This is a genomic window from Vogesella indigofera (genome assembly GCF_003633895.1).
GTDB classification, from domain to species: domain Bacteria; phylum Pseudomonadota; class Gammaproteobacteria; order Burkholderiales; family Chromobacteriaceae; genus Vogesella; species Vogesella indigofera.
Map to the genome: position 1 here is coordinate 67,011 of NZ_RBID01000002.1, position 20,959 is coordinate 87,969.

23 protein-coding genes are annotated in these 20,959 nt (G+C 65.4%); 14 read left to right on the forward strand and 9 right to left on the reverse strand.

Annotated elements, in window-relative coordinates:
- Positions 1-9: 9 nt before the first annotated feature.
- Positions 10-600 carry a porin family protein gene (locus C8E02_RS01085; RefSeq protein ID WP_147424404.1) on the forward strand — a complete coding sequence of 197 codons (591 nt, stop codon included), beginning with the start codon at positions 10-12 and terminating at the stop codon, positions 598-600.
- A gap of 228 nt (positions 601-828) precedes the next feature.
- On the opposite strand, the gene C8E02_RS01090 is transcribed toward C8E02_RS01085, so the two are convergent.
- On the reverse strand, positions 829-1,587 hold the full coding sequence (locus C8E02_RS01090; RefSeq protein WP_120809325.1) for a transporter substrate-binding domain-containing protein: 759 nt from the start codon (positions 1,585-1,587) through the stop codon (positions 829-831).
- 420 nt (positions 1,588-2,007) lie between these two features.
- Between C8E02_RS01090 and hemF the strand changes: the two genes are divergently transcribed.
- From hemF to C8E02_RS01110, 4 genes are all read left to right on the forward strand, one after another.
- Positions 2,008-2,925: an oxygen-dependent coproporphyrinogen oxidase gene (gene hemF, locus C8E02_RS01095; protein WP_120809326.1), complete on the forward strand. Its 918-nt coding sequence runs from the start codon at positions 2,008-2,010 to the stop codon at positions 2,923-2,925.
- The gene (locus C8E02_RS01100; protein ID WP_147424405.1) at positions 2,922-3,512 is read left to right on the forward strand and encodes a hypothetical protein; all 591 of its coding nucleotides are present in this window, start codon (positions 2,922-2,924) and stop codon (positions 3,510-3,512) included. The genes hemF and C8E02_RS01100 overlap by 4 nt, the downstream gene beginning before the upstream one ends.
- 19 nt (positions 3,513-3,531) lie before the next feature.
- Entirely contained in the window at positions 3,532-3,933 is a 402-nt protein-coding gene (locus tag C8E02_RS01105; protein ID WP_120809328.1) for an HIT family protein, read from the forward strand.
- Positions 3,934-4,082: 149 nt separating this feature from the next.
- Positions 4,083-4,925: a sulfurtransferase gene (locus tag C8E02_RS01110; RefSeq protein ID WP_120809329.1), complete on the forward strand. Its 843-nt coding sequence runs from the start codon at positions 4,083-4,085 to the stop codon at positions 4,923-4,925.
- A 226-nt stretch (positions 4,926-5,151) separates the two neighbouring features.
- Here the strand turns inward: C8E02_RS01110 and C8E02_RS01115 are convergent, their stop codons facing one another.
- Both C8E02_RS01115 and C8E02_RS01120 read right to left on the reverse strand, forming a co-directional pair.
- On the reverse strand, positions 5,152-5,748 hold the full coding sequence (locus tag C8E02_RS01115; protein WP_120809330.1) for an RBBP9/YdeN family alpha/beta hydrolase: 597 nt from the start codon (positions 5,746-5,748) through the stop codon (positions 5,152-5,154).
- A complete protein-coding gene (locus C8E02_RS01120) occupies positions 5,748-6,521 on the reverse strand; it encodes an exodeoxyribonuclease III (RefSeq protein ID WP_120809331.1) in 774 nt (257 codons plus the stop codon). The genes C8E02_RS01115 and C8E02_RS01120 overlap by 1 nt, the downstream gene beginning before the upstream one ends.
- Positions 6,522-6,595: 74 nt before the next feature.
- Here C8E02_RS01120 and pyrE point away from each other — a divergent pair, with 74 nt between their 5' ends.
- Together pyrE and C8E02_RS01130 are read left to right on the forward strand one after the other, a co-directional pair.
- Positions 6,596-7,240: an orotate phosphoribosyltransferase gene (gene pyrE, locus C8E02_RS01125; RefSeq protein ID WP_120809360.1), complete on the forward strand. Its 645-nt coding sequence runs from the start codon at positions 6,596-6,598 to the stop codon at positions 7,238-7,240.
- Position 7,241: 1 nt separating this feature from the next.
- Positions 7,242-7,841: a DUF4124 domain-containing protein gene (locus C8E02_RS01130; RefSeq protein WP_120809332.1), complete on the forward strand. Its 600-nt coding sequence runs from the start codon at positions 7,242-7,244 to the stop codon at positions 7,839-7,841.
- Positions 7,842-7,962: 121 nt separating this feature from the next.
- Here the strand turns inward: C8E02_RS01130 and C8E02_RS01135 are convergent, their stop codons facing one another.
- The 4 genes from C8E02_RS01135 to metX form a co-directional block, all read right to left on the reverse strand.
- Positions 7,963-8,289 (reverse strand): hypothetical protein, encoded by a 327-nt coding sequence (locus C8E02_RS01135; protein WP_047967933.1) that lies wholly within the window; start codon positions 8,287-8,289, stop codon positions 7,963-7,965.
- 34 nt (positions 8,290-8,323) lie between these two features.
- Positions 8,324-9,916, reverse strand: a complete 1,593-nt coding sequence (locus C8E02_RS01140; RefSeq protein WP_120809333.1) for an AmpG family muropeptide MFS transporter — start codon at positions 9,914-9,916, stop codon at positions 8,324-8,326.
- An 85-nt stretch (positions 9,917-10,001) separates the two neighbouring features.
- Positions 10,002-10,598, reverse strand: a complete 597-nt coding sequence (metW, locus tag C8E02_RS01145) for a methionine biosynthesis protein MetW (protein WP_047967935.1) — start codon at positions 10,596-10,598, stop codon at positions 10,002-10,004.
- Positions 10,595-11,737 carry a homoserine O-succinyltransferase MetX gene (gene metX / locus C8E02_RS01150; protein ID WP_120809334.1) on the reverse strand — a complete coding sequence of 381 codons (1,143 nt, stop codon included), beginning with the start codon at positions 11,735-11,737 and terminating at the stop codon, positions 10,595-10,597. The genes metW and metX overlap by 4 nt, the downstream gene beginning before the upstream one ends.
- Before the next feature lie 174 nt (positions 11,738-11,911).
- On the opposite strand from metX, the gene C8E02_RS01155 reads away from it, so the two are divergent.
- From C8E02_RS01155 to ybaK, 5 genes are all read left to right on the forward strand, one after another.
- On the forward strand, positions 11,912-12,091 hold the full coding sequence (locus C8E02_RS01155; RefSeq protein WP_120809335.1) for a protein MIGRI: 180 nt from the start codon (positions 11,912-11,914) through the stop codon (positions 12,089-12,091).
- Positions 12,092-12,175: 84 nt separating this feature from the next.
- The gene (gene mnmL, locus C8E02_RS01160; protein WP_120809336.1) at positions 12,176-13,096 is read left to right on the forward strand and encodes a tRNA modification radical SAM protein MnmL/YtqA; all 921 of its coding nucleotides are present in this window, start codon (positions 12,176-12,178) and stop codon (positions 13,094-13,096) included.
- Positions 13,097-13,327: 231 nt separating this feature from the next.
- Entirely contained in the window at positions 13,328-14,239 is a 912-nt protein-coding gene (gene msrP, locus C8E02_RS01165) for a protein-methionine-sulfoxide reductase catalytic subunit MsrP (protein WP_120809337.1), read from the forward strand.
- A gap of 1 nt (position 14,240) precedes the next feature.
- Positions 14,241-14,894, forward strand: coding sequence for a protein-methionine-sulfoxide reductase heme-binding subunit MsrQ (locus C8E02_RS01170; protein ID WP_120809338.1), 654 nt, complete (start codon positions 14,241-14,243; stop codon positions 14,892-14,894).
- A gap of 27 nt (positions 14,895-14,921) precedes the next feature.
- Positions 14,922-15,407, forward strand: coding sequence for a Cys-tRNA(Pro) deacylase (gene ybaK, locus C8E02_RS01175; RefSeq protein ID WP_120809339.1), 486 nt, complete (start codon positions 14,922-14,924; stop codon positions 15,405-15,407).
- A 142-nt stretch (positions 15,408-15,549) separates the two neighbouring features.
- Here the strand turns inward: ybaK and C8E02_RS01180 are convergent, their stop codons facing one another.
- Positions 15,550-16,752 carry a multidrug effflux MFS transporter gene (locus C8E02_RS01180; protein WP_120809340.1) on the reverse strand — a complete coding sequence of 401 codons (1,203 nt, stop codon included), beginning with the start codon at positions 16,750-16,752 and terminating at the stop codon, positions 15,550-15,552.
- Positions 16,753-16,865: 113 nt separating this feature from the next.
- Here C8E02_RS01180 and arsC point away from each other — a divergent pair, with 113 nt between their 5' ends.
- A complete protein-coding gene (arsC, locus tag C8E02_RS01185) occupies positions 16,866-17,210 on the forward strand; it encodes an arsenate reductase (glutaredoxin) (protein WP_120809341.1) in 345 nt (114 codons plus the stop codon).
- 69 nt (positions 17,211-17,279) lie between these two features.
- Here the strand turns inward: arsC and C8E02_RS01190 are convergent, their stop codons facing one another.
- Positions 17,280-19,622 (reverse strand): penicillin-binding protein 1A, encoded by a 2,343-nt coding sequence (locus C8E02_RS01190; protein WP_238377366.1) that lies wholly within the window; start codon positions 19,620-19,622, stop codon positions 17,280-17,282.
- A gap of 212 nt (positions 19,623-19,834) precedes the next feature.
- Between C8E02_RS01190 and C8E02_RS01195 the strand changes: the two genes are divergently transcribed.
- Positions 19,835-20,956, forward strand: coding sequence for a pilus assembly protein PilM (locus C8E02_RS01195; RefSeq protein ID WP_120809342.1), 1,122 nt, complete (start codon positions 19,835-19,837; stop codon positions 20,954-20,956).
- Positions 20,957-20,959: the final 3 nt, after the last annotated feature.

Consider the following 20,959-nt stretch of genomic DNA (forward strand, 5'->3'; position numbering starts at 1 on the left):
GAGTCCATCATGAAGAAACTGCTTGTCGCTACCCTGTTTGCCGCTACCGCCAGCACCGCCTTCGCCGCAGAAACCGGCAACTACGTGTTCGGTAATGTCGGCATCTCCGCCAACCAGTGGACACTGAAAGACGGCGCCGCCAACCGCGCCGGCGTCAGCGACCGCAAGGTCAACGACGACGATGCCACCTCCGGCATGGTCGAGATCGGTGTCGGCCAGCGTATCAATGACAACTTCGCAGTCGAGGGCAGCTATCTGCGCCACGGCGACGCCACCGGCCTGAACGGTGCCGGCAGCCTGGACTACGACACTTTTCGTGTCGCTGCACTTGGCATCATCCCGGTAACCCAGCAGTTTGAAGTCTACGGCAAGGTGTCCGCCAACCACATCCGCAGCAAGTTCAACAGCGGCTCGGCCGCGCTGGCCAGCAGCAAGGACAGCAGCTTCGGCATGGGGCTGGGCGTGGGCGCCGCCTACCACCTCGACAAGAACCTGTCCGCCCGTGTCGAATATGAAGGCATCGGCAATATCGGCCACAAAGACATCACCGATACCGCGCCGGTCGGCGCGCTGAAAGTCGGCCTGGGTTACCGCTTCTGATTTCCTGCTGTTCTGTATAGTCCTCGTGTGCATTTGCCCGCCTTCATGGCGGGTTTTTTTATGTCGCCGCCAGCATCGCTAGCGGCGACAAGGGAGCCCAGCCTGGCAGCCAGCCGCACCAGTCAAGCCGTGGCGCGCCGCGGCCAACCCTGGCACACACGGGGAATCACGACACGACCACCGACCCCGCGCGCTCACGGCGGGGCCGGTCGTAACCGTAATCCTGGCTCAGTGCTTGTGCGGGTAGATGTCGTAGCTGAAGTAGCGGCGCTCGATGCTGCGGTAGGTGCCGTCGGCCAGGATCGCCTTCAGCGCGGCGTTGACCTTGGCCAGCAACTCCTTGTTGCCCTTCTGGATGGCGATGCCGGAGCCCATGTAGTACTTCGGATCGTTGAACACCGGGCCGACGAAGGCGAAGCCCTTGCCGAACGGCGTCTTCAGGAAGTCGGCCTCGCCGATGGTGGCATCGACGTAGACGTAATCCAGGCGGCCACCCTTCAGGTCGAGGAAGGCGTCGGTGATCTTGCCGTAGCCCTTGATCTGCGCGCCGTTGCGGCCCCACTTCTCCGACGATTCCTTCATCTGGATCGCGCCGCGCAGCACGCCGATGCGCTTGCCCTTGAACCACTCACCGCTCACCGGCGTGCCTTCCTTGGCGATCAGCCGCCCCGGAATGTTGAAGTACATGTCGCTGAAGCTGACCACCTTGGCGCGGTCCGGCGAGATGTTCATCGAGGCAATTGCCAACTCGTACTTCTTCGCCTGCAGGCCAGGGATAATGCCGTCAAAGTCGTGCGCGCTCAGCTCGCACTCCGCCTTCATCTTGTCGCACAGTGCGCGGGCGATGTCGGCATCGAAGCCGACAATGCTGCCATCCGGGTTCTGCTTGGAAAACGGCGGGTAGCTGACATCGGTGGCGATGCGCAGCGGCTGCGCCTGGAGATGAAAGGCGGCAAACAGACAGCTCAGGGCAAGTATTTTTTTCATGATCGGCGGACACTCATCGGTAAGGGGGCAAGCAGGGTTGGCCGCCAGAAAACACGGCACGGCGCTTGTTATGGTGAGTTCAGCTTAAGAACTGCCGCCGTGGCCGGCAAATGAATTATCCGGTCGTTTCATGAATTAAATTCATGCCTCAACCGGCTGCCACGCGCCGGCAGCGGCCACAAAAAGGCAGCCCGCCGGCTATCGTGTGCGATGGGACAAGCGTACGCCGACCTCGGCAAGCCAGCGCGGCACCTGCGACAACAGCGCGAGGTCGGCAGGATGCCACTCGTGGCGCGCCGCCACGGATACCGCGCGATGGCGACCCGCTTGCCGTACCCCAGCTGTTGAGATCGATCATTGCCAGCCCCGTCAGGCGGTTTTGCTACAATCAGCGCTTGTTGATGAATTCAGGATACTGCGATGAGCCACCCCCACGCCAATCAAGTGAAGGCTTTCCTGCTTGAGCTGCAAGACCGCATCTGCGCCGGGCTGGAAGGCGCCGACGGTGGCGCCCGCTTCGTCGCCGACAGCTGGCAGCGCGGCGACACCGGTCTCGGCGGGGGCGGCATCAGCCGCGTGCTGAGCGGCGGCGCGGTGTTCGAGCAGGCCGGCGTCAATTTCTCGCACGTCACCGGCCCGGCGCTGCCGGCCTCCGCCACCGCGCACCGCCCGGAGCTGGCCGGCCGCCGCTTCGAGGCGATGGGCGTGTCGCTGGTGATCCACCCGGAAAACCCCTACGTGCCGACCAGCCACGCCAATGTGCGCTTCTTCATCGCAGAGAAAGACGGCGAGGCGCCGGTATGGTGGTTCGGCGGCGGCTTCGACCTCACCCCCTATTACGGCAATGTCGACGACGTGGTGCACTGGCACACGGTGGCACGCGACTTGTGCGCGCCGTTCGGCGAGGACAGCTACCCGAAGTACAAAAAATGGTGCGACGAGTACTTCTATCTTAAACACCGCGACGAGGCACGCGGCGTCGGCGGCCTGTTCTTCGACGACCTCAACCAGCCGGATTTCGCCACCAGCTTCGCCTTCATGCAGGCGGTCGGCAACGGCTTCCTTGATGCCTACCTGCCGATCTTGGCGCGGCGCAAGGACACACCGTGGGGCGAGCGCGAGCGCCAGTTCCAGCTCTACCGCCGTGGCCGTTACGTCGAATTTAACCTGGTGTGGGACCGTGGCACGCTGTTCGGGCTACAGACCGGCGGCCGCACCGAATCGATCCTGATGTCGATGCCGCCGCTGGTGCGCTGGGAGTACGGCTACCAGCCGGAAGCCGGCAGCCCGGAAGCGGCGCTGTACAGCGACTTCCTGCCGGTACGGGAGTGGGTATGAGCCTGTTGCGGCCAACCTTGTCCCGCATGGCGGCGCTGCTGGCCTTACTGTTGGCAACAGGCAGTTACGCCGCTGAGACACTGCCAGCAGAACTGCGCCCTTTTGTCCAGAAAGGTTACAGCGTACTCAGCCTTGATGAGGTAGACCTCAACCGGGATGGTCGAAAAGAGACCGTTCTGGTAGTCGAGGCCGACGACACGACAAACGACGAAGGTCCACGCAGCCTGCTCCTGTTCAGCCGTACACCGGCAGGCAAACTGACACTTGCCAGCCGCAACGACAAGGCCATCCTGTGTCGCAGATGCGGCGGCATTTTCGGTGATCCGTATGAGGGGATGAATTTTCAGGCAGGCGGCTTCACCCTACTGCACTACGGCGGCAGCAACTGGCGCTGGCGCCTGGACATCCGCTTTGCCTGGTCACGCCGGGATCAAACCTGGCAACTGGTGGAAGTGGATACCGAGAGCTTTCATACCAGCGATCCGGACAATGGCAAGTCACGTCGTTATCGCCCGCCACGCGATTTTGGCCTGATCAACCTGGCCGGCTTCGACTACGAAAACTGGGAAGGCCGCGGCAAACGCTAGGCCAGCAAAGGAACAACACATGCAATGCGAACTGTGCCACCAGGACGGTGGCGACATCCTGTACCGCGACGACAAGCTGCGGGTGATCCTGGTCGCCGACGCCGACTACCCGGCGTTCTGCCGCGTGATCTGGCACGCCCACGTCAAGGAAATGACCGATCTGGACCGCGTCGACCGCGCCCACGTGCTGGACTGGGTGCTACGTACCGAGCAGGCGCTGCGCGAGGTGCTGAATCCGGACAAGATCAACCTCGCCAGCTTTGGCAATATGGTGCCGCACCTGCACTGGCACGTGATCCCGCGCTTTGCCGACGACAAGCACTTTCCCAATCCGCTATGGGGTGTGGTGATGCGCGACGGCGTGGCGCACGGCTCGCCAACGTTGGCCGCACAGCTGCGCCATGCGCTGCAGGCCGGCTGAATACCGCGGCGGCATTGCCACCATGGCAGGCGGGTGGTAAGGTGAACCGCGTTTAAGATTTCAAACAGGAACCACTTCCCAGCCGGTCTTGCCCGCCGCCCAGACCGGCTCTGAAGCGGCTCCGTCAGCCACTGACCGAGGAGCGTTTGATGTTTACTACCCTGATTTCCGCCAGCGAACTGCAACAGCTGGGCAACCGCCACACCGTGCTGCTCGACTGCCGTTTCCGCCTTGATGACCCCGATTTCGGTCGCGCCGCCTACGACGAGGGCCACCTGCCCGGCGCGCACTACCTGCACCTGGACTACCACCTGTCCGGCCCCAAGAACGGCAGCAACGGCCGCCACCCGCTGCCGGACGGCCAGCGCCTGGCGGTCAGCCTCGGCGCACTGGGCATCAGCCCGGACACCCAGGTGGTGGCCTACGACGACGCCGGCGGCATGTATGCCGCCCGCGCCTGGTGGCTGCTGCGCTGGCTGGGCCACCAGGCGGTGGCAGTGCTCGATGGCGGCATCCAGGCGTGGCAGCAGGCCGGCGGCGAGCTGGACACCGGCACGCCGGAACGCGACGCCACCCGCTTCAGCATGGGCACGCCGCAGGAAAGCGCGGTGACGCTGGACGAGATTGCGGCCAACCTGTGCACGCCGCAGTACCAGCTGGTCGACGCCCGCGCGCCGGACCGCTTTGCCGGCGAGAACGAGACGCTGGACCCGGTCGGCGGCCACATCCCCGGCGCCAAGAACCGCTTCTTCATGCACAACCTCGGCAGCGACGGCCGCTTCAAGCCGGCCGCGCAGCTGCGCAGCGAATGGCTGGCGCTGCTGGACGGCACCCCGGCCGGACAGGTGATCCTGTCCTGCGGCAGCGGCGTCACCGCCTGCCACAACAAGCTGGCGCTGGAATACGCCGGCCTCAGCGGTGCGCGGCTGTACGCCGGCTCGTGGAGCGAATGGTGCAGCGATCCGACACGGCCGGTGGCTACCGGCGCCTGAGCACCTGTTCCATGTCTGCTGCGACTTGATCGCAAATGGGGCGATGCCGCGTTGAAAACGGCTTTGGCATGCTGGTTTAAATCCAGCTAACCGCCGCTTCCCCAGCCGTTTTCGCCTTGTCTCGCGTGAGCGTGCGAGACCTTGAACAGATTCTGAGCACGGCAACAAAAATCCCCGCTGCGGCGGGGATTTTCATTGCGAGGTTGGCCGCAAGGCGCGACCGTGCTCAGTCGAGGATCAGCTGCTGGATCAGGCGCTGACCGGCCTTCCAGTCGCCAAGGCGGCTGTTGCTGCCCATGTGGCCGCTGTTGCCGGCGCTGAGCAGCGGCACCTGCCAGCACGCCGCCAGCGCTTCCGCCTCCGTCCAGTCGCAGAACAGGTCGTCGCGGCTGGCCACCAGCCGCGCCGGCACCGGCAAGCGCAGTTCGCGCGGCGCGGCAAAGCCGGCAAAATCGGGCAGCGGCGCCCCCGGCGGCAGCTCGCCACTGGCGGCGGCGCGCTGCGGCGTGATCGGCAGCGCCGGCGGTGCCACCAGCAGCACGCCCTTCACCTTTTTCTGCTCCAGCAGGCTGGCCTGGCCCAGCCACTCCACCGTGGCGTGACAGCCGAGACTGTGCGCGGCGATTACCACCTTGCCTTCGCAGTCCGCCACTGTGGCGGCCAACCTTTGCACCCAGGCATCGCGCGTCGGGTACAGCCAGTCGTCCTGCTCCACCCGCCGCGCGAGCGGATACAGCACTTCCCAGTAGCTCTGCCAGTGACTGGCGCCGGAGTTGCCCCAGCCGGGGACGGTAATCAGGAACACGTCGTCATCGTCCAGCATCACTCACTCCTGTCGTAGTCCACCGTCAACGGTGCGTGGTCGGAGAACTTCTCGTCTTTATAGACGCTGGCCGTGCGCGCCTGTGCCATCAGCGACGGCGTCACGATGTGGTAATCGATGCGCCAGCCGACATCCTTGGCGTAGGCCTGGCCGCGGTTGCTCCACCAACTATAGCCCGGCGCCTCCGGATACAGGCGGCGCCACACGTCGCACCAGCCGTCGCCGAGCAGCTGCGTCATCCACGCGCGCTCTTCCGGCAGGAAGCCGGAGTTCTTGACGTTGCCCTTCCAGTTCTTGAGGTCGATCTCCTGGTGGGCGATGTTCCAGTCGCCGCAGATCACCACGTCGCGGCCCTGCGCGCGCAGCTGGTCGAGGTGCGGCTTGAACACCTCGAGGAAGCGGAATTTCACATCCTGGCGCTCGTCGCTGCTGGAGCCGGACGGCAGGTACAGCGAGATCACCGACAGGTTGCCGGCATCGACCTGCAGATAGCGGCCTTCGGCGTCGATCCAGTCCACGCCGAGGCCGATGGTAACCGCGTCCGGCTGATGGCGGGTGTAGATGCCGACGCCGCTGTAGCCCTTCTTGTCGGCGTAATGAAAGTAGCCGGTCATGCCGTCCGGATTCTGCATCCGCGGCGACAGATCGCCGGCCTGCGCCTTCAGCTCCTGCACGCAGACAAAATCGGCGTGATGCCCGGCCAGCCAGTCAAAAAAACCCTTCTTGTCGGCAGAACGGATGCCGTTGAGGTTGGCGGAAACGATTCGAAGCATGGGGTCTCCCGTGGTATCCTTGCCGGCAATTTTTCAGCCACGTCAAAGTGTTAATCATAAAGAGGTATATGGGAATGAGCGATTTTCGTCAGGATTTTATTCGTTTTGCGCTGAGCAAGCAGGTATTGCGTTTTGGCGCATTCGTCACCAAAGCCGGACGCACCTCGCCGTACTTCTTCAACGCCGGCCTGTTCAATGATGGCGACAGCGTACTGCAGCTGTCGCGTTTTTATGCAAAATCCATCAGCAGCAGCGGTATGCAGTTTGACATGATTTTCGGGCCGGCCTACAAGGGCATCATCCTCGCCGCCGCCGCGTCGATGGCGCTGGCGGAACAGGGCCGCAACGTGCCGTTCGCCTACAACCGCAAGGAAGCCAAGGACCACGGCGAAGGCGGCAGCCTGGTCGGCGCGCCGCTCAAGGGTAAGGTACTGATCATCGACGACGTGATCTCCGCCGGCACCTCGGTGCGCGAATCGGTGCAGCTGATCCGTGCCGCCGGCGCCGAACCGGCCGGTGTCGCCATCGCGCTGGACCGCATGGAACGCGGCACTGGCGAGCTGTCGGCGGTGCAGGAGGTGGCCCGCGACTTCAACCTGCCGGTGGTGGCCATCGCCAACCTGCACGACCTGCTCGGCTTCCTCGAAGGCAGCCCGGAGCTGGCCGACAATCTTGAAGCGGTACGCGCCTACCGCGCCCAGTACGGCGTCAGCGCCTGACATGGCCCGCCGCGCCGTCCTGCTCTGCTGTCTCGTCACCGTGCCGGCCACGGCCGGCGGGCTATACAAGTGGCAGGACCAGCACGGCGCGGTGCACTACAGTGACCAGCGGCCAACGCAGGAACAGGCCGCCGGCGTCAGCCGCCTGAATCCGCAGGGCGTGCTGCTGGAAGCGGGCGAATCGGCGGCACAGCAGGCGGCCCGCCTCGCCGCCGCCGCCCAACAGAAACAGCAGCAGGCGCTGCGCCGCGAGCAGCAGCGCCAAGACCGGCTGCTGCGCGAGCGCTACGACAGCATGCGCGACATCGAGCGGCAACGTGACGCCGAGCTGCAACGGCTGCAGCCGGGTCTGCTGCAACTGCAACGCCAGCAACAGCACGAGCGCCAGCATCTGGCCAGCCTGCAGGCCGAGGCGAACAGGCTGCAGCAGGTCGGCAAGCCGCTGCAGGGGCTGCCCAGCCAGATCGCGGTGCAGCAGCGTCTGCTCGATGGCACCAGCGCCCAGCTGCAATTGCGCAGCGGCGAGATCGAGGCGCTGCGTCTGAAGGCGGAACAGGACAGCCAGCGCCTGCGCCAGCTGCTCGGCGCCAGCGCGCCCTAAACCGGCCCGGCGCGGCCAAGCACATCGCACCGCGTAGCCGAACCCTGGCGTATAGACACAGGCCGGACCGGGCGTACGGCAAGGCGGCGCAATGCCGGATCAGCGGTGTCGTGCGCGGCGCTTACTGCTGCGCCGCTTCCTTCTGCTGCCAGGCGTCCTTCAATACCTGCTGCGCCTGCTGCAGGCCGCTCTCCGCCGCCAGCAACTGGCTGTCGGCGTGCTGCAGCTGCAGATTGGCCTGCGCCAGCTGCTGCTGCGCCTGCTCCAGCCGCTGTGCGGCCAACCTTTGCTCCGCCTCCGCCTGCTGTTTCTGCCGCCGTGCGCCATCGAGGCGGCTGTCGGCGCTCTGGTACGCCATCTGCGCCGCCAGCAGTTGCTGATCCACCGTCTGCGCCTGCAGCGTTGCCGCCGCCAGCAGCAGCGCCAGTGCCATGGTCTTGCCTTTCATGTTTCGGACTCCTTGAATCGGTTTGCGGTGTGGCTCAATCGTCCGCCGGCAGCGCGCCGCGCGGCACGTCCAGCGCCTGGATGCGCTCGCGCAGATAGCACAGCATCATCAGTCCCGGCAGCGCCATCACCGTCGAGAACAGGAAGAACACCGGCCAGCCGACGCTTTCGGCCAGCACCCCGGACATCGGTCCGACCCAGACGCGGCCGATGGCGGAAAACGCCGACAGCAGCGCGAACTGGGTGGCGGTGAATTTCTGGTTGCACAGCGCCATCAGGAAGGCGACGAAGGCGGCGGTGCCCATGCCGGCGGTCAGGTTCTCGATGCTGACCGCGAACAGCAGCAGATTGTCGACGGCGGTGGCCTCGTGCAGCGCCACCAGCCCCCAGTCGAACGGCGGCAGCCAGAAGCCGCCCCAGGCGCCCTTGCCCGACACCGCCACCAGCCAGAAGCCAAGGTTGGACAACAGCTGCAGCACGCCGAACAGCAGCAGCGAGCGGAACAGCCCCAGCTTCATCATCAGGGCGCCGCCGGCCAGCGCGCCGACGATGGTCAGCCAGATGCCGATCACCTTGTTGACCACGCCGATCTCGGCCTGGGCAAAGCCGACGCCCTTGAGCAAAAAGGTGGTGGTCAGCGCACCGGCAAAGGCGTCGCCCAGCTTGTAGAGGATGATCAGCGCCAGGAAGGCGCCGGCCGCCTCCATGCTGAAATAGTTGCCCAGCGAGCGGTTCAGCGTCTCGAAGCGCGCGCGCCGCGCCGCCCACCACGCCAGCGGAATGGTCACCGCCATGCCGATCAGCAGCGTCAGCAGGTCGACCCATTTTTTCTGCTCCGGATTGACCGGCGGCACAAGGTTGGCCGCAGCCGGCGCCGCGTTGCCGAACAGCGGCGACAGCACGGCGTCGGCCAGCGGCGCGCCGACGCGGGTGGTGAACTGGTAGCCGACCACCACCGCCAGCAGCACCGCGACAAAGCCTTTCAGGTCGTTGCGCGCGTTGCTGTGCGGCGCGACATTGCCGGCCGGCACCGGCGGCACCAGCAAGAGCGACACCAGCGCCGCCGCCAGCATCAGCCCCGCCATCAGCAGGTAGATGCCGTTCCAGTTCAGGCCGCTGCCGCTGACCGGATCGGCCCACACCATCGCGATGCCGCCGGACAGGATCATCGCCAGCCGGTAGCCGAACACCCCCAGCGAGGAGCCGAGGCCGCGTTCCTGCGGCGCCAGCACGTCGGTGCGGTAGGCGTCGATCACCACGTCCTGCGACGCCGACAAAAAGGACAGCAGCACTGCCAGCAGCGCAAACGCCTGGATGCCGTGCGCCGGCGAGGTCCGGGACATCAGCGCCAGCGTGGCGGCGATGCCCAGCTGCGACAACACCAGCCAGCCGCGGCGGCGCCCCAGCAGCGGCGGCTCGAAGCGATCCATCAGCGGTGCCCACAGGAACTTGAAGGTGTACGGCAGCCCGACCAGGCTCAGAAAGCCGATGGTGGCGATGTCGAGGCCGTCCACAGTCAGCCACGCCTGCATCGCGGTGCCGGACAGCGCCAGCGGCAGGCCACTGGCAAAACCCAGCACCCCGATCATGACCATGCGCCACGCGCCGCTCTTGCGAAAATCAGCCATCTACTCGTTCCTGTCCCTGCAAAATAAAAAGAGCGCGGATCACGCGCCCTGAAGCCGCCGGGGCCGGGCCCCGGCCAGCACTGCGTCAGCCGCGGCCGACCCGGTAAAACGCCAGGCTGCCGCGCAGATTGGGCAGGAAGCTCACCCGCCGGCCGTGCGCCATCACCACCCGCTCCAGCACGCGGATGTGGTTCTTGGCGCACAGGTTCTCGAAGTCGCCCAGCATGCACCAGTGGATGTTGGGGGTGTTGTACCACTGGTAGGGCATGTCGTCGGACACCGGCATGTGGCCCTGCATGATCTGCCAGCGGTTCTGCCAGTAGCCGAAGTTGGGGAAGGTGACGATCGCCTCGCGGCCAACCCTGAGCATCTCCAGCAGGATCTCTTCGGTGTGCTGCATCGCCTGGATGGTCTGCGACAGCACCACGTGCTCGAAACGCTGGTCCTCGAATTCGGCGAGGCCGGCCTCGAGGTCGCCCTGGATGGCGTTGACGCCGGCCTTGACGCAGCTGACCACGTTATTGACGTCGAAATCGACGCCGTAGCCGTTGACCTGCTTGTGCTGCTGCAGCCAGGCCAGCAGTTCGCCCTCGCCGCAACCGAGGTCCAGTACGCGGCTGGCCGGGGCCACCCAGTCGGCGATCAGCTGCAGGTCTGGGCGCAATGTTGTCAGTGTCGTCATGCGTTCACCTCCGCCGCTACCCGATCCAGATAAGCCTGCATCAGGTCGACATAGGGTTGGTCGGTCATCAGGAAGGCGTCGTGGCCGTGCACCGATTCGATCTCGCCGTAGCAGACGCGCTTGCCGGCGGCGATCAGCGCCTTCACCGTCTCGCGCGAGCGTTCCGGCGAGAAGCGCCAGTCGCTGGTGAAGCTGGCCACCAGGAAGCTGGCCGTCGCCTTTTTCAGCGCCGCCACCAGGTCGCCGCCGTAGTCCTTGGCCGGGTCGAAGTAGTCCAGCGCCTTGGTCATCAGCAGATAGGTGTTGGCGTCGAAGTAGTCGGAGAACTTGTCGCCCTGGTAGCGCAGGTAGCTCTCGATCTCGAACTCGACGTCGTAGCCGAACTGGTATTCGCCGGAGCGCAGCATGCGGCCGAATTTCTCGCCCATGCCGTCATCGGACAGGTAAGTGATGTGGCCCAGCATGCGCGCCAGGCGCAGGCCGCGGCGCGGGATGGTGCCGTGGGCGTAGAAATCGCCGCCGAGGAAATCGGGATCGGTAATGATCGCCTGCCGCGCCACGTCGTTGAAGGCGATGTTCTGCGCCGACAGCTTCGGCGCCGAGGCGATCACCAGCGCGTGGGCAATGCGTTCCGGGTAGTCGATGCTCCACTGCAGCGCCTGCATGCCGCCGAGGCTGCCGCCGATCACCGCCGCCCAGCGGTCGATGCCGAGGCGGTCGGCGAGGCGCGCCTGCGCGGTGACCCAGTCCGGCACCGTCACCACCGGAAAGCGCGAGCCCCAGGGTTGGCCGCAATCAGGATCGATGCTGGACGGGCCGCTGCTGCCGTGGCAGCCGCCAAGGTTGTTGACCCCGACCACGAAGAAGCGGTTGGTGTCGATGGGCTTGCCGGGGCCGACCATGTTGTCCCACCAGCCGGCGGCCTTGTCGTCGGCGCTGTAGCGGCCGGCAACGTGGTGATGGCCGGACAGCGCGTGGCAGATCAGAATGCCATTGCTGCGCGCGGCATTCAGCGTGCCGTAGGTTTCAAAAGTCAGGCGATACGACGCCAGCACATGGCCGCTGTTGAGCGGCAGCGGCGTGGCAAAATCCGCGTGCTGCGGCGTGACGATGCCGACGGATGACGAAAGATTGGACATAACTGCCTCTTGTAATCGGCGGCGGGGGCAGGAATGGCGGCCTTTTCGGCTCTGCCCGCCCCCGTTCAAGGCTGCTCCTGAGCAAGGACAGAGCTTAGCTTGCCGACGCACGCTTGCACAGGCCTGCCAACGCCGCCAATAATCATTCCCTGCAAATTTTCGCGGTTTTTCGCCATGATCGGTCGCCTGTTCCGGCTTGCCCTGCTGTTTGTCGCCGCTTTCCTGCTGATCCGCTGGCTGTTCAGCCGCGAACAGCGCCAGACCGTCCGCGAGTTCATCCGCACCCTCGCCATCGCGCTGCTGGGCAGCTCGCTGCTGTTCCTGCTGCTGAATCTGGCCGGCGTGCGGCTGTAGTCGACAGCCTTGATCCCGCTCACTCCGCCTCGGCGGCCAAGGCGCTAGACTGCCGGCTTTTCTGCCGACGAGCCCTGGCTGCGCATGGACCTGACCCGCCACCTTCATACCTTCGGCCACTACCTGAAGACCCGTTTCGGGGAAAAGGTGCACAAGCTGTCGCTGGCCGGCGACTTCACCTGTCCCAACCGCGACGGCACGCTGGACCGCGGCGGCTGCACCTTCTGCAACGTGAAAAGCTTCGGCCGCGAAGGCGGTACGCTGTCCATCGCCGAGCAGATCGTCCGCGAGAAGCACAAGACCGACCGCGCCCGCCGTTATCTGGCCTACTTCCAGGCCTATACCAGCACCTACGCCGAGGTGGCCACGCTCAAGACGCTGTACGACGAGGCGGCGGCACAGACCGATGTGGTCGGCCTGTGCGTCGGCACCCGCCCCGACTGCGTGCCGGATGCCGCGCTCGACCTGCTTGCCGGCTACCAGCAGCGCGGCTACGAAGTCTGGCTGGAGCTGGGTCTGCAGACCGCCCACGACGCCACCCAGGCGCTGATCCGGCGCGGCCACGGCCTCGCCGACTACCGCGACGCGGTGCAGCGCGCACACCAGCGCGGGCTGAAGGTCTGCACCCACCTGATCGCCGGCCTGCCCGGCGAGGGCGACGAGCAGGTACGCCAGACGCTGGCCACGGTGCTGGACATCGGCGTGGAAGGCCTCAAGCTGCACCCGCTGATGATCGTGCACGGTAGCCGCATGGCGGCACAGTACCGCCGCGGCGAGATCGCCCCGCTGACGCAAGCGCACTACGCCGCGCTGGCGGCCGAGCTGATCCGCCACACCCCGCCCGAGGTGGTCTACCACCGCGTGTCCGCCACCGCGCAGGCGCCGACGCTGATCGCCCCGGACTGGTGCGGCCCGCGCTGGCCGGCGCTGCAGGCGATTGCCGCCGCGCTGGCCGCCGGCGGGCCGCAGGGCAGCGCGCTCGGCCGCCCGTGGATGGCGGGGTAAACCGCCGCGCGCAACTGTTTTTGCCGGCGGCTGTCAGATCAGGCGGAATGCCACGACTAAGGAACGTGTTTACGATCTCGCGAGCTAGAGCGAGACAAGGCGAAAACGGCTGAGGAAGCGGAGTTTACAAGTAGTAAATGAGCATTCCGAAGCCGTTTTTAACGCGGTATCGCCGAAGCGCAGCAGATCGTGAACAGGTTCTAAGGCATGTTCCCCCACGAGATCACCACTATGCTCATCAAGACCCTGACCGACCGCCTGTCCTCCACCGACATCACCCCGCAGGAGGTCTACCTCAACCGCCGCCAGTTCATGGCCGGCAGCGCCGGGCTGCTGCTGCCGGTGTCGGCCATCGCCGCGTTGCCGGCGACGAAAAGCCCGCTGTCGACCAGCGAGAAGCCGAACAGCCGCGACGACATCACCAGCTACAACAACTACTACGAATTCGGCACCGGCAAGGACGAGCCGGCGCTGTACGCCCGGCGGCTGAAGACACGGCCGTGGACGGTGACGGTGGACGGCGAGGTGACCAAGCCGCGCACGTTTGACATCGACAGCCTGCTGAAGATGAAGCTGCAGGAGCGCATCTACCGCCTGCGCTGCGTCGAGGGCTGGAGCATGGTGATCCCGTGGATCGGCTTCCCGCTGGCCGACTTGCTGAAACAGGTACAGCCGACCTCGCGCGCCAAGTACGTGGCGTTCGAAACCGCACTGCGCCCCGGCGAGATGCCGGGCGTGGCGCGACGGGTGCTGGACTGGCCGTACCGCGAGGGGCTGCGCATCGACGAGGCGATGCACCCGCTGACCATCCTCGCCGTCGGCCTCTACGGCGAGCTGCTGCCGAACCAGAACGGTGCGCCGGTGCGGCTGGTGGTGCCGTGGAAGTACGGCTTCAAGAGCATCAAGTCGATCAGCCGCATCCACCTGCTGGAAAAGCAGCCGCCGACCAGCTGGAACATGGCGGCGCCGAACGAGTACGGCTTCTACTCCAACGTCAATCCGGCGGTGGACCACCCGCGCTGGAGCCAGGCGACCGAGCGCCGCATCGGCGAATTCTTCAAGCGCAAGACGCTGCCGTTCAACGGCTACGGCGAGCAGGTCGCCGGCCTGTACCGCGGCATGGACCTGCGACGGAACTTCTGACATGGCCGACAGCACCATCCTCGCCAAGCCGCTGGCCCTGCACTGGCAACAGCCCGGCCCGCGCCTGTTCTCCGCCATCAAGGGGCTGCTGTTCCTGGTCTGCCTGCTGCCGCTGGCGCAGCTGCTGTGGCACACGCTGGCAGGCCAGGCGGTCAACCCGATCGAGGACCTGACCCGTGGCCTCGGCACCTGGACGCTGCGCTTCTTGCTGCTCACGCTGTGCGTATCGCCCTTGCGCGCGCTGGGCGCCCCTGGCTGGCTGCTGCGCCTGCGCCGCATGCTGGGGCTGTACGCGTTCTTCTACGCCTGCCTGCACCTGCTGACCTATCTGTGGCTGGACCAGTTCTTCGACTGGGCCGCCATCGTGCGCGACATCGTCAAGCGGCCGTTCATCACCGTCGGCATGCTCGCCTTCGGGCTGCTGCTGCCGCTGGCGATCACCTCCAGCGACGGCTGGATCCGCCGCCTGAAGCGCAACTGGGGCAAGCTGCACCGCCTGGTCTACGTCATCGCGCCGCTGGGGGTGCTGCACTACCTGTGGCTGGTGAAGCGCGACCTCCAGTCGCCGCTGATCTATGCCGCCATTCTCGCCGTGCTGCTGCTGTGGCGAGTATGGCGATACTTGCGGCCAACGTTGGCCGCACGGGTAAAATAGCCGGCGTCTTGCACTGGACTCCGCATCATGTCGAAAGAGAAAGCCCCGGTCACCCAGGCCATCCGCCTGCTGCGCCAGCATCAGGTCAGCTACAGCGAACACCTGTACAAGTACGAGGAAAAAGGCGGCACCCGCGTCTCGGCGCGCGAGCTGGGTGTCGACGAGCACTGCGTGATCAAGACCCTGATCATGGAAGACGAGCACAAGAAGCCGCTGATCGTGCTGATGCACGGCGACCGCGAGGTCGGCACCGGCATGCTGGCCAAGCAGGCCGGCGTCAAGAAGATCAGCCCCTGCGACGCCAAGACCGCCGACAAGCACAGCGGCTACCAGGTCGGCGGCACCAGCCCGTTCGGCACTCGCGCCAGCATGCCGGTGTACATGGAAGCCAGCATCGCCGCGCTGGACAAGATCTACATCAACGGCGGCAAGCGCGGCTTCCTGCTCGGCCTGTCGCCACAGGAGGTGATCCGCGTGCTGCAGCCGGTGCTGGTGCAGGCCGCCGCCAGCTGAGCGAGCGGCTCCCGCTCTCGCGCGCCAGCGTCAGAGCAGCCGGCATTGGCCAACAACGCGCCGTGGCTATTGATATCAATGCGCCCGTTTTGACCGATGCCCACGCCGGATCACGCCGGCGCAGCGGCTCGCGGTGCGCTGCTTACGCCGCGCAGCTGACGCGACGGCGGTAGGCGCTGCGCAGCAGGAAGCCGACCAGCAGCAGGCCGCTCATGGTCAGCGCCAGCGACAGCGTCGACGTCCACACCAGCGGCGCGATCACCCCGGCGATCAGGCTGGAGAACATGGTCTGGGTGAAGCCCTGCATCGACGACACCGTGCCGCGCAGGTGCGGGAACTGGTCCATCAGCACGATGGTGATCGACGGCGCCGACAGCGACATCCCGGTCGAATACAGCGCCAGCGGCGGCACACTGCTCCACACCGACGGCGGCAGCAGCCACGCCGACAGCACGTTGAGCGCCGCGGCGCCGAACATCAGGCCGTAGCCCAGCGACACCAGCTGCCGCGCATTGCGCCGCCCGGCCAGCCGCCCGGACAGGAAGGCGCCGAGCATGATGCCCCCCACCGCCGGGCCGAACATCCAGATGAACTGGTCGTGGCCCAGCCCCAGATGCTGCATCACGAACACCGGCGCCGACGGGATATAGAGGAAGAAGCCGGCGAAGTTGAACGACACCGCCAGCGCCAGCAGCTGGAATTCGCGCTTGCGGCCAACCTCCAGATAGTTGCGTGCCAGCTGCCGCCAGGCGAACGGCGGGCGCACCTCGCGCGCCAGCGTCTCCGGCAGGCTGCGCCAGCAGGCGGCAAACAGCAGCAGCCCCAGCAGCGCCATGAACACGAAAATCGAGCGCCAGCCGAAACTGCCGAACAGCAGGCCGCCGACCACCGGCGCAATCGCCGGCGACACCGAGAACAGCATCGTCACCTGCGACATCATGCGTTGCGCGTCGTGGCCGTGGAAACGGTCGCGGATGATGGCGCGGCCGACCACCAAGCCGGCACCGCCGCACAGCCCCTGCATGCCGCGGAACAGCAGCAGCGTCGACAGGTCGCTGGCCATCGCGCAGCCGACCGAGGCGATGGCAAAGCACAGGCACGACACCAGGATCACCGGCCGCCGCCCGACGCTGTCGGAAATGGCGCCATGCCACAGCATCATCAGCGCGTAGCAGAACAGGTACACCGACAGCGCCTGCTGCATCTGCAGCGGCGAGGCGGACAGCGCCACGCCGATGTCGGCCATCGCCGGCAGGAAGGTGTCGATGGAGAACGGGCCGAGGGTGGCCAGTGCGGCAAGCAGCAGGGCCAGCACCGCGTGGCGCTGGCGGGAGGATTCGGGCATAGTCGGCAAAGAACGGGCTAGGAAATATAATCGGCACCGTAGCACGCCACGGCGGCACTGACGAACAACAGTGTGTTCAAGAACTCCCAAGACATAGCAGAAAGTAGCGACTCATGATCCGTTTTTATCACAACCCGCGCTGCTCGAAATCCAGAGAAGCATTAAAACTGTTACAGGAGCGCTCCGCCCCGCTCGAGATCGTGGAATACCTGAAGACCCCGCCCGGCATCGAGGAGCTGCAGCAGCTGTGCCAGGCGCTGGGCGTCAGCCCACGCCAGATGATGCGCAGCAAGGAGGACGATTACGTCCGCCTGCACCTGGACGACGTGTCACTGGAAGACAAGCACCTGCTGCAGGCGATCCACACCCATCCGCAGCTGCTGGAGCGCCCGATCGCGCTGCTCGGCGACCGCGCCGTGATCGGCCGGCCGCCGGAACAGGTGCTGTCGCTGCTGTAACGGCACCGCCCCGCAAAACGACAAGGCCAGCAGACGCTGGCCTTGTTGTCTTGCTGCTGCGGCCAACGTTCAGAACAGCAGTTCCTTCACGTTTTCCACCGCGTCGCCCGCCGGCGCCGCTTCCTCGGCCGGCGCCGTCTCGTCCGGCGTCACATTGCCGCTACCCGGCACCGTGCCGCGGTTGTTGATGCTCAGCTGCGGATTGGTACGCTGGAACTCTTCCATATAGTACTCGTCGTTGCCACGCAGCGCGGCGCCCGGCCGCACCACGATGCCCGGTGGCGGCGGCAGCTCGATGTCCGGCACGCCCTTCAGCGCATTGTTCATGTAGTTGATCCAGATCGGCAGCGCCGCGGTGCCGCCGTAGCCGTAACGGCCCAGGCTGCGCGGCTGGTCGAAGCCGACCCAGGTCACCGCCACCAGCGACGGGGTGAAACCGGCAAACCAGGCATCGCGGAAGTTGTTGGTGGTGCCGGTCTTGCCGGAGATGTCGCCGCGCCCCAGCGCGGTGGCGCGGTTGGCGGTGCCGTAGCGCACCACGTCCTTCAGCATGTTGCTGACGATGTAGGCATTGCGCGGATCGATCGCCTGTGCCGCGTTGCGCCCCGCCACCGCCGGCTCGGTGCGCGCCAGCAGGCGGCCGCCGGCATCCTCGATGCGGTCGATGAAGTAGGCGCGGGTGCGGTAGCCGCCGTTGGCGAACACGGCGTAGCCTTCCGCCATCTGCAGCGGCGAGGCCTGGCCGGCGCCCAGCGCCATGGTCAGGTAGGCCGGGATATTCTTCGACTCGAAGCCGAAGCGCTGCACGTACTGCTGGCCGAAGTCGGTGCCGATCGACATCAGGATGCGGATCGACACCAGGTTTTTCGACAGCGCCAGTGCACGGCGCATCGTGATCATGCCGGCATATTTGCCGTCATCGTTCTTCGGGTCCCAGCTTTGGCCGCCGATGGTCTGCGGATCGACCGTGATCGGCGCGTCGTTGATCATGGTCGACGGCGTGAAACCGCGGTCGAGCGCGGCGGAGTAGACGAAGGGCTTGAAGGTGGAGCCCGGCTGGCGCATGGCCTGGGTCACGTGGTTGAAGCTGCTGCGGTTGAAATCGAAGCCACCGACCAGCGAGCGGATCGCGCCATTGGCCGGATCCATCGCCACGAAGGCGCCCTCCACCGTCGGCATCTGCACGATGCTGACGTTATTGCCCTGCTCCACGATGCGGATCACCGCGCCACGGCGAATACGCTGCACCGGGGTCACCCGTTCCGACAGCGCACTACGGGCGAAGGTCAGGCCACGGCCGCGGATCTGCAGCTTGCGGCCGCCACGCAGATAAGCGGTCACCGCCGACGGCGAGGCCGACAGCACCACGCCCGGCTGCATATTGCCGCTGTCGCGCACCGCGGCCAGCGTTTCATCCAGCGTTTCCTCAACATCGGCGTCTTCCACCTTGCTGAGGTCGACAAACGACTCCGGGCCGCGGTACGGCTGGCGGCTGTCGTAGTCCATCAGGCCGGCACGCAGCGCGTCAAATGCCCACTGCTGGTGGCGACTGTCGATTGTGGTAAAAACGCGAAACCCTTCGGTGTAGGCACCGTCCTTGTAACGCTCGTACATCGCCTGGCGCACCATTTCCGCCACGTACTGTGCCGGCAGCGAGGTGTCCGGATTGGCAATGGCAAGGCGCAACGGCTCGCTTCTGGCCGCCTCGTACTGCTCGGCGGTGATGTAGCGCAGCTCATGCATACGACGTAAAACATAGGCTTGGCGTAATTTTGCCCGCTCTGGATTGACAACGGGATTGTAGCTGGACGGCGCCTTCGGCAGACCGGCCAGCATCGCCATCTCCGCCACGCTCAGGCTTTGCAGCGGGCGCCCGAAATAGGTTTGCGCCGCGGCGGAGAAGCCATAGGCACGCTGCCCCAGATAGATTTGATTGAAATAGAGCTCGAGAATCTGGTCTTTCGATAAAGTGTGCTCAATCTTGAACGCGAGCAGCGCTTCATTGAATTTGCGGGTAAAGGTTTTCTCGCTGGACAGGAAGAAGTTTTTGGCCACCTGCATGGTGATCGTGCTTGCACCGGAATGCGTGCGACCGGATACTATGTTGCCGACTGCGGCACGCATTACGCCAATGTAATCAATGCCGCCATGCTGGTAGAAACGCTCATCTTCCGCCGACAAAACCGCCTGTTTCATCAACTGTGGCACATCGCCGATTTTGGTAAAAGAACGCCGTTCCTCGCCAAATTCACCGATTAATACCTTGTCCTGGGTATAGACGCGCAACGGGATTTTCGGACGGTAATCGGTCAGGACATCCAGGCTCGGCAGGCGCGGATAGGTCACCAGAATGGCGATCACGGCCAGGCCCAGCACCAGGATGGTCAGGCCGGCAATAATGCCGGCGGTCACGGAAAGAATGCGTGGCAACATAAGTGGGTAGTGAAGCTCTTGCCTTTCAGAAGGATGGCGCATTATACCTTTTTCAGATAGCGACGATACGTAACGGCGCCTCAGCCGGTCATCGCAGCCGCGCCGCGGATGACCACCAGCCGATCAATGGCCACAAGACCGGAGGTTGGCCGCGCCCAGTCAGCAGTCACGACAGGCGCGGCTTGAAAACGATGTTTGACAAGAAACCCTCACTGGATGTTTCCAGACTGAAAAAAGCCTTGGCGCCGCTGCTGAGCACCACCGAGCACGGTCTGCTCGGCATGGACATCAGCTCCAGCGCCATCAAGCTGGTCGAGCTCAGTAGCGCAGGCCGCGGCCCGCAGCTGGAGCGCTACGTCGTCGAGCACCTGCCCAAGGACGCGGTGGTGGAAGGCAATATCCAGAACATGGAAGCCGTCGCCGAGGCCATCCGCCACGCCCGCCGCCATCTCGGCTCGTCCTGCAAGCGGGTGGCCATCGCCCTGCCCACCGCGATGGCGATCTACAAGAAAATCCTGGTGCCGGCGGCGCAGAACCCCGACGACCTGGCCATGCTGGTGGAAACCGAATCCAACCAGTACATCCCGTTCCCGCTGGACGAGGTCAACCTCGACTACCAGGTGCTCGGCCCGTCCGCCAACAGCGGCAATGACCTCGACGTGATGATCTGCGCCGCGCGCAAGGAAAAAGTCGAGGAACGCGTGGCGGTGGCCGAAATGGCGGGACTGAAGGTCGATGTGGTCGACATTGATGCCTTCGCCATGCTAACCGCCTTCGAGCAGCTGCAGCAGCAGCTGCCGGACCAGGGCATCAACCAGACCTTCGCCCTGTTCGACATCGGCGCCACCGCCATCCACTGCTCGGTGATCCGCAACGGCCAGCAGCTGTACTACCGCGAACAGGCCTTCGGCGGCAGCCAGCTCACCCGCGACATCCAGCGCCGCTACGGCTACAGCCACGAAGAGTCGGAACACGGCAAGCGCACCATGATGCTGCCGGAAGGCTACGAAAACGAGCTGCTGCGACCGTTCGTCGACTCGCTGGCACAGGAGATCCAGCGCGCACTGCAGTTTTTCTACACCAGCGTCAGCGTCTCCCAGTACCTGCGGGTCGACTACATCCTGCTCGCCGGCGGCTCCAGCATGCTGGCCGGACTGGACGATGCCGTGCTTGGCCGTACCCAGATCAGCACCATGATCGCCAACCCGTTTACCACCATGACGCATTCCTCGCATGTCGAGCTGAAAAACCTGCTGCTGGATGCGCCATCGTTACTGGTCGCGTGCGGACTGGCCCTGCGGAGATTCGACTGAACC

What these genes read in the sequence shown, in the direction of transcription:
- C8E02_RS01085 (WP_147424404.1), top strand. Translation starts at nt 10, where the DNA reads ATGAAGAAACTGCTTGTCGCTACCCTGTTTGCCGCTACCGCCAGCACC.
- C8E02_RS01090 (WP_120809325.1), bottom strand. Translation starts at nt 1,587, where the DNA reads ATGAAAAAAATACTTGCCCTGAGCTGTCTGTTTGCCGCCTTTCATCTC.
- hemF (WP_120809326.1), top strand. Translation starts at nt 2,008, where the DNA reads ATGAGCCACCCCCACGCCAATCAAGTGAAGGCTTTCCTGCTTGAGCTG.
- C8E02_RS01100 (WP_147424405.1), top strand. Translation starts at nt 2,922, where the DNA reads ATGAGCCTGTTGCGGCCAACCTTGTCCCGCATGGCGGCGCTGCTGGCC.
- C8E02_RS01105 (WP_120809328.1), top strand. Translation starts at nt 3,532, where the DNA reads ATGCAATGCGAACTGTGCCACCAGGACGGTGGCGACATCCTGTACCGC.
- C8E02_RS01110 (WP_120809329.1), top strand. Translation starts at nt 4,083, where the DNA reads ATGTTTACTACCCTGATTTCCGCCAGCGAACTGCAACAGCTGGGCAAC.
- C8E02_RS01115 (WP_120809330.1), bottom strand. Translation starts at nt 5,748, where the DNA reads ATGCTGGACGATGACGACGTGTTCCTGATTACCGTCCCCGGCTGGGGC.
- C8E02_RS01120 (WP_120809331.1), bottom strand. Translation starts at nt 6,521, where the DNA reads ATGCTTCGAATCGTTTCCGCCAACCTCAACGGCATCCGTTCTGCCGAC.
- pyrE (WP_120809360.1), top strand. Translation starts at nt 6,596, where the DNA reads ATGAGCGATTTTCGTCAGGATTTTATTCGTTTTGCGCTGAGCAAGCAG.
- C8E02_RS01130 (WP_120809332.1), top strand. Translation starts at nt 7,242, where the DNA reads ATGGCCCGCCGCGCCGTCCTGCTCTGCTGTCTCGTCACCGTGCCGGCC.
- C8E02_RS01135 (WP_047967933.1), bottom strand. Translation starts at nt 8,289, where the DNA reads ATGAAAGGCAAGACCATGGCACTGGCGCTGCTGCTGGCGGCGGCAACG.
- C8E02_RS01140 (WP_120809333.1), bottom strand. Translation starts at nt 9,916, where the DNA reads ATGGCTGATTTTCGCAAGAGCGGCGCGTGGCGCATGGTCATGATCGGG.
- metW (WP_047967935.1), bottom strand. Translation starts at nt 10,598, where the DNA reads ATGACGACACTGACAACATTGCGCCCAGACCTGCAGCTGATCGCCGAC.
- metX (WP_120809334.1), bottom strand. Translation starts at nt 11,737, where the DNA reads ATGTCCAATCTTTCGTCATCCGTCGGCATCGTCACGCCGCAGCACGCG.
- C8E02_RS01155 (WP_120809335.1), top strand. Translation starts at nt 11,912, where the DNA reads ATGATCGGTCGCCTGTTCCGGCTTGCCCTGCTGTTTGTCGCCGCTTTC.
- mnmL (WP_120809336.1), top strand. Translation starts at nt 12,176, where the DNA reads ATGGACCTGACCCGCCACCTTCATACCTTCGGCCACTACCTGAAGACC.
- msrP (WP_120809337.1), top strand. Translation starts at nt 13,328, where the DNA reads ATGCTCATCAAGACCCTGACCGACCGCCTGTCCTCCACCGACATCACC.
- C8E02_RS01170 (WP_120809338.1), top strand. Translation starts at nt 14,241, where the DNA reads ATGGCCGACAGCACCATCCTCGCCAAGCCGCTGGCCCTGCACTGGCAA.
- ybaK (WP_120809339.1), top strand. Translation starts at nt 14,922, where the DNA reads ATGTCGAAAGAGAAAGCCCCGGTCACCCAGGCCATCCGCCTGCTGCGC.
- C8E02_RS01180 (WP_120809340.1), bottom strand. Translation starts at nt 16,752, where the DNA reads ATGCCCGAATCCTCCCGCCAGCGCCACGCGGTGCTGGCCCTGCTGCTT.
- arsC (WP_120809341.1), top strand. Translation starts at nt 16,866, where the DNA reads ATGATCCGTTTTTATCACAACCCGCGCTGCTCGAAATCCAGAGAAGCA.
- C8E02_RS01195 (WP_120809342.1), top strand. Translation starts at nt 19,835, where the DNA reads ATGTTTGACAAGAAACCCTCACTGGATGTTTCCAGACTGAAAAAAGCC.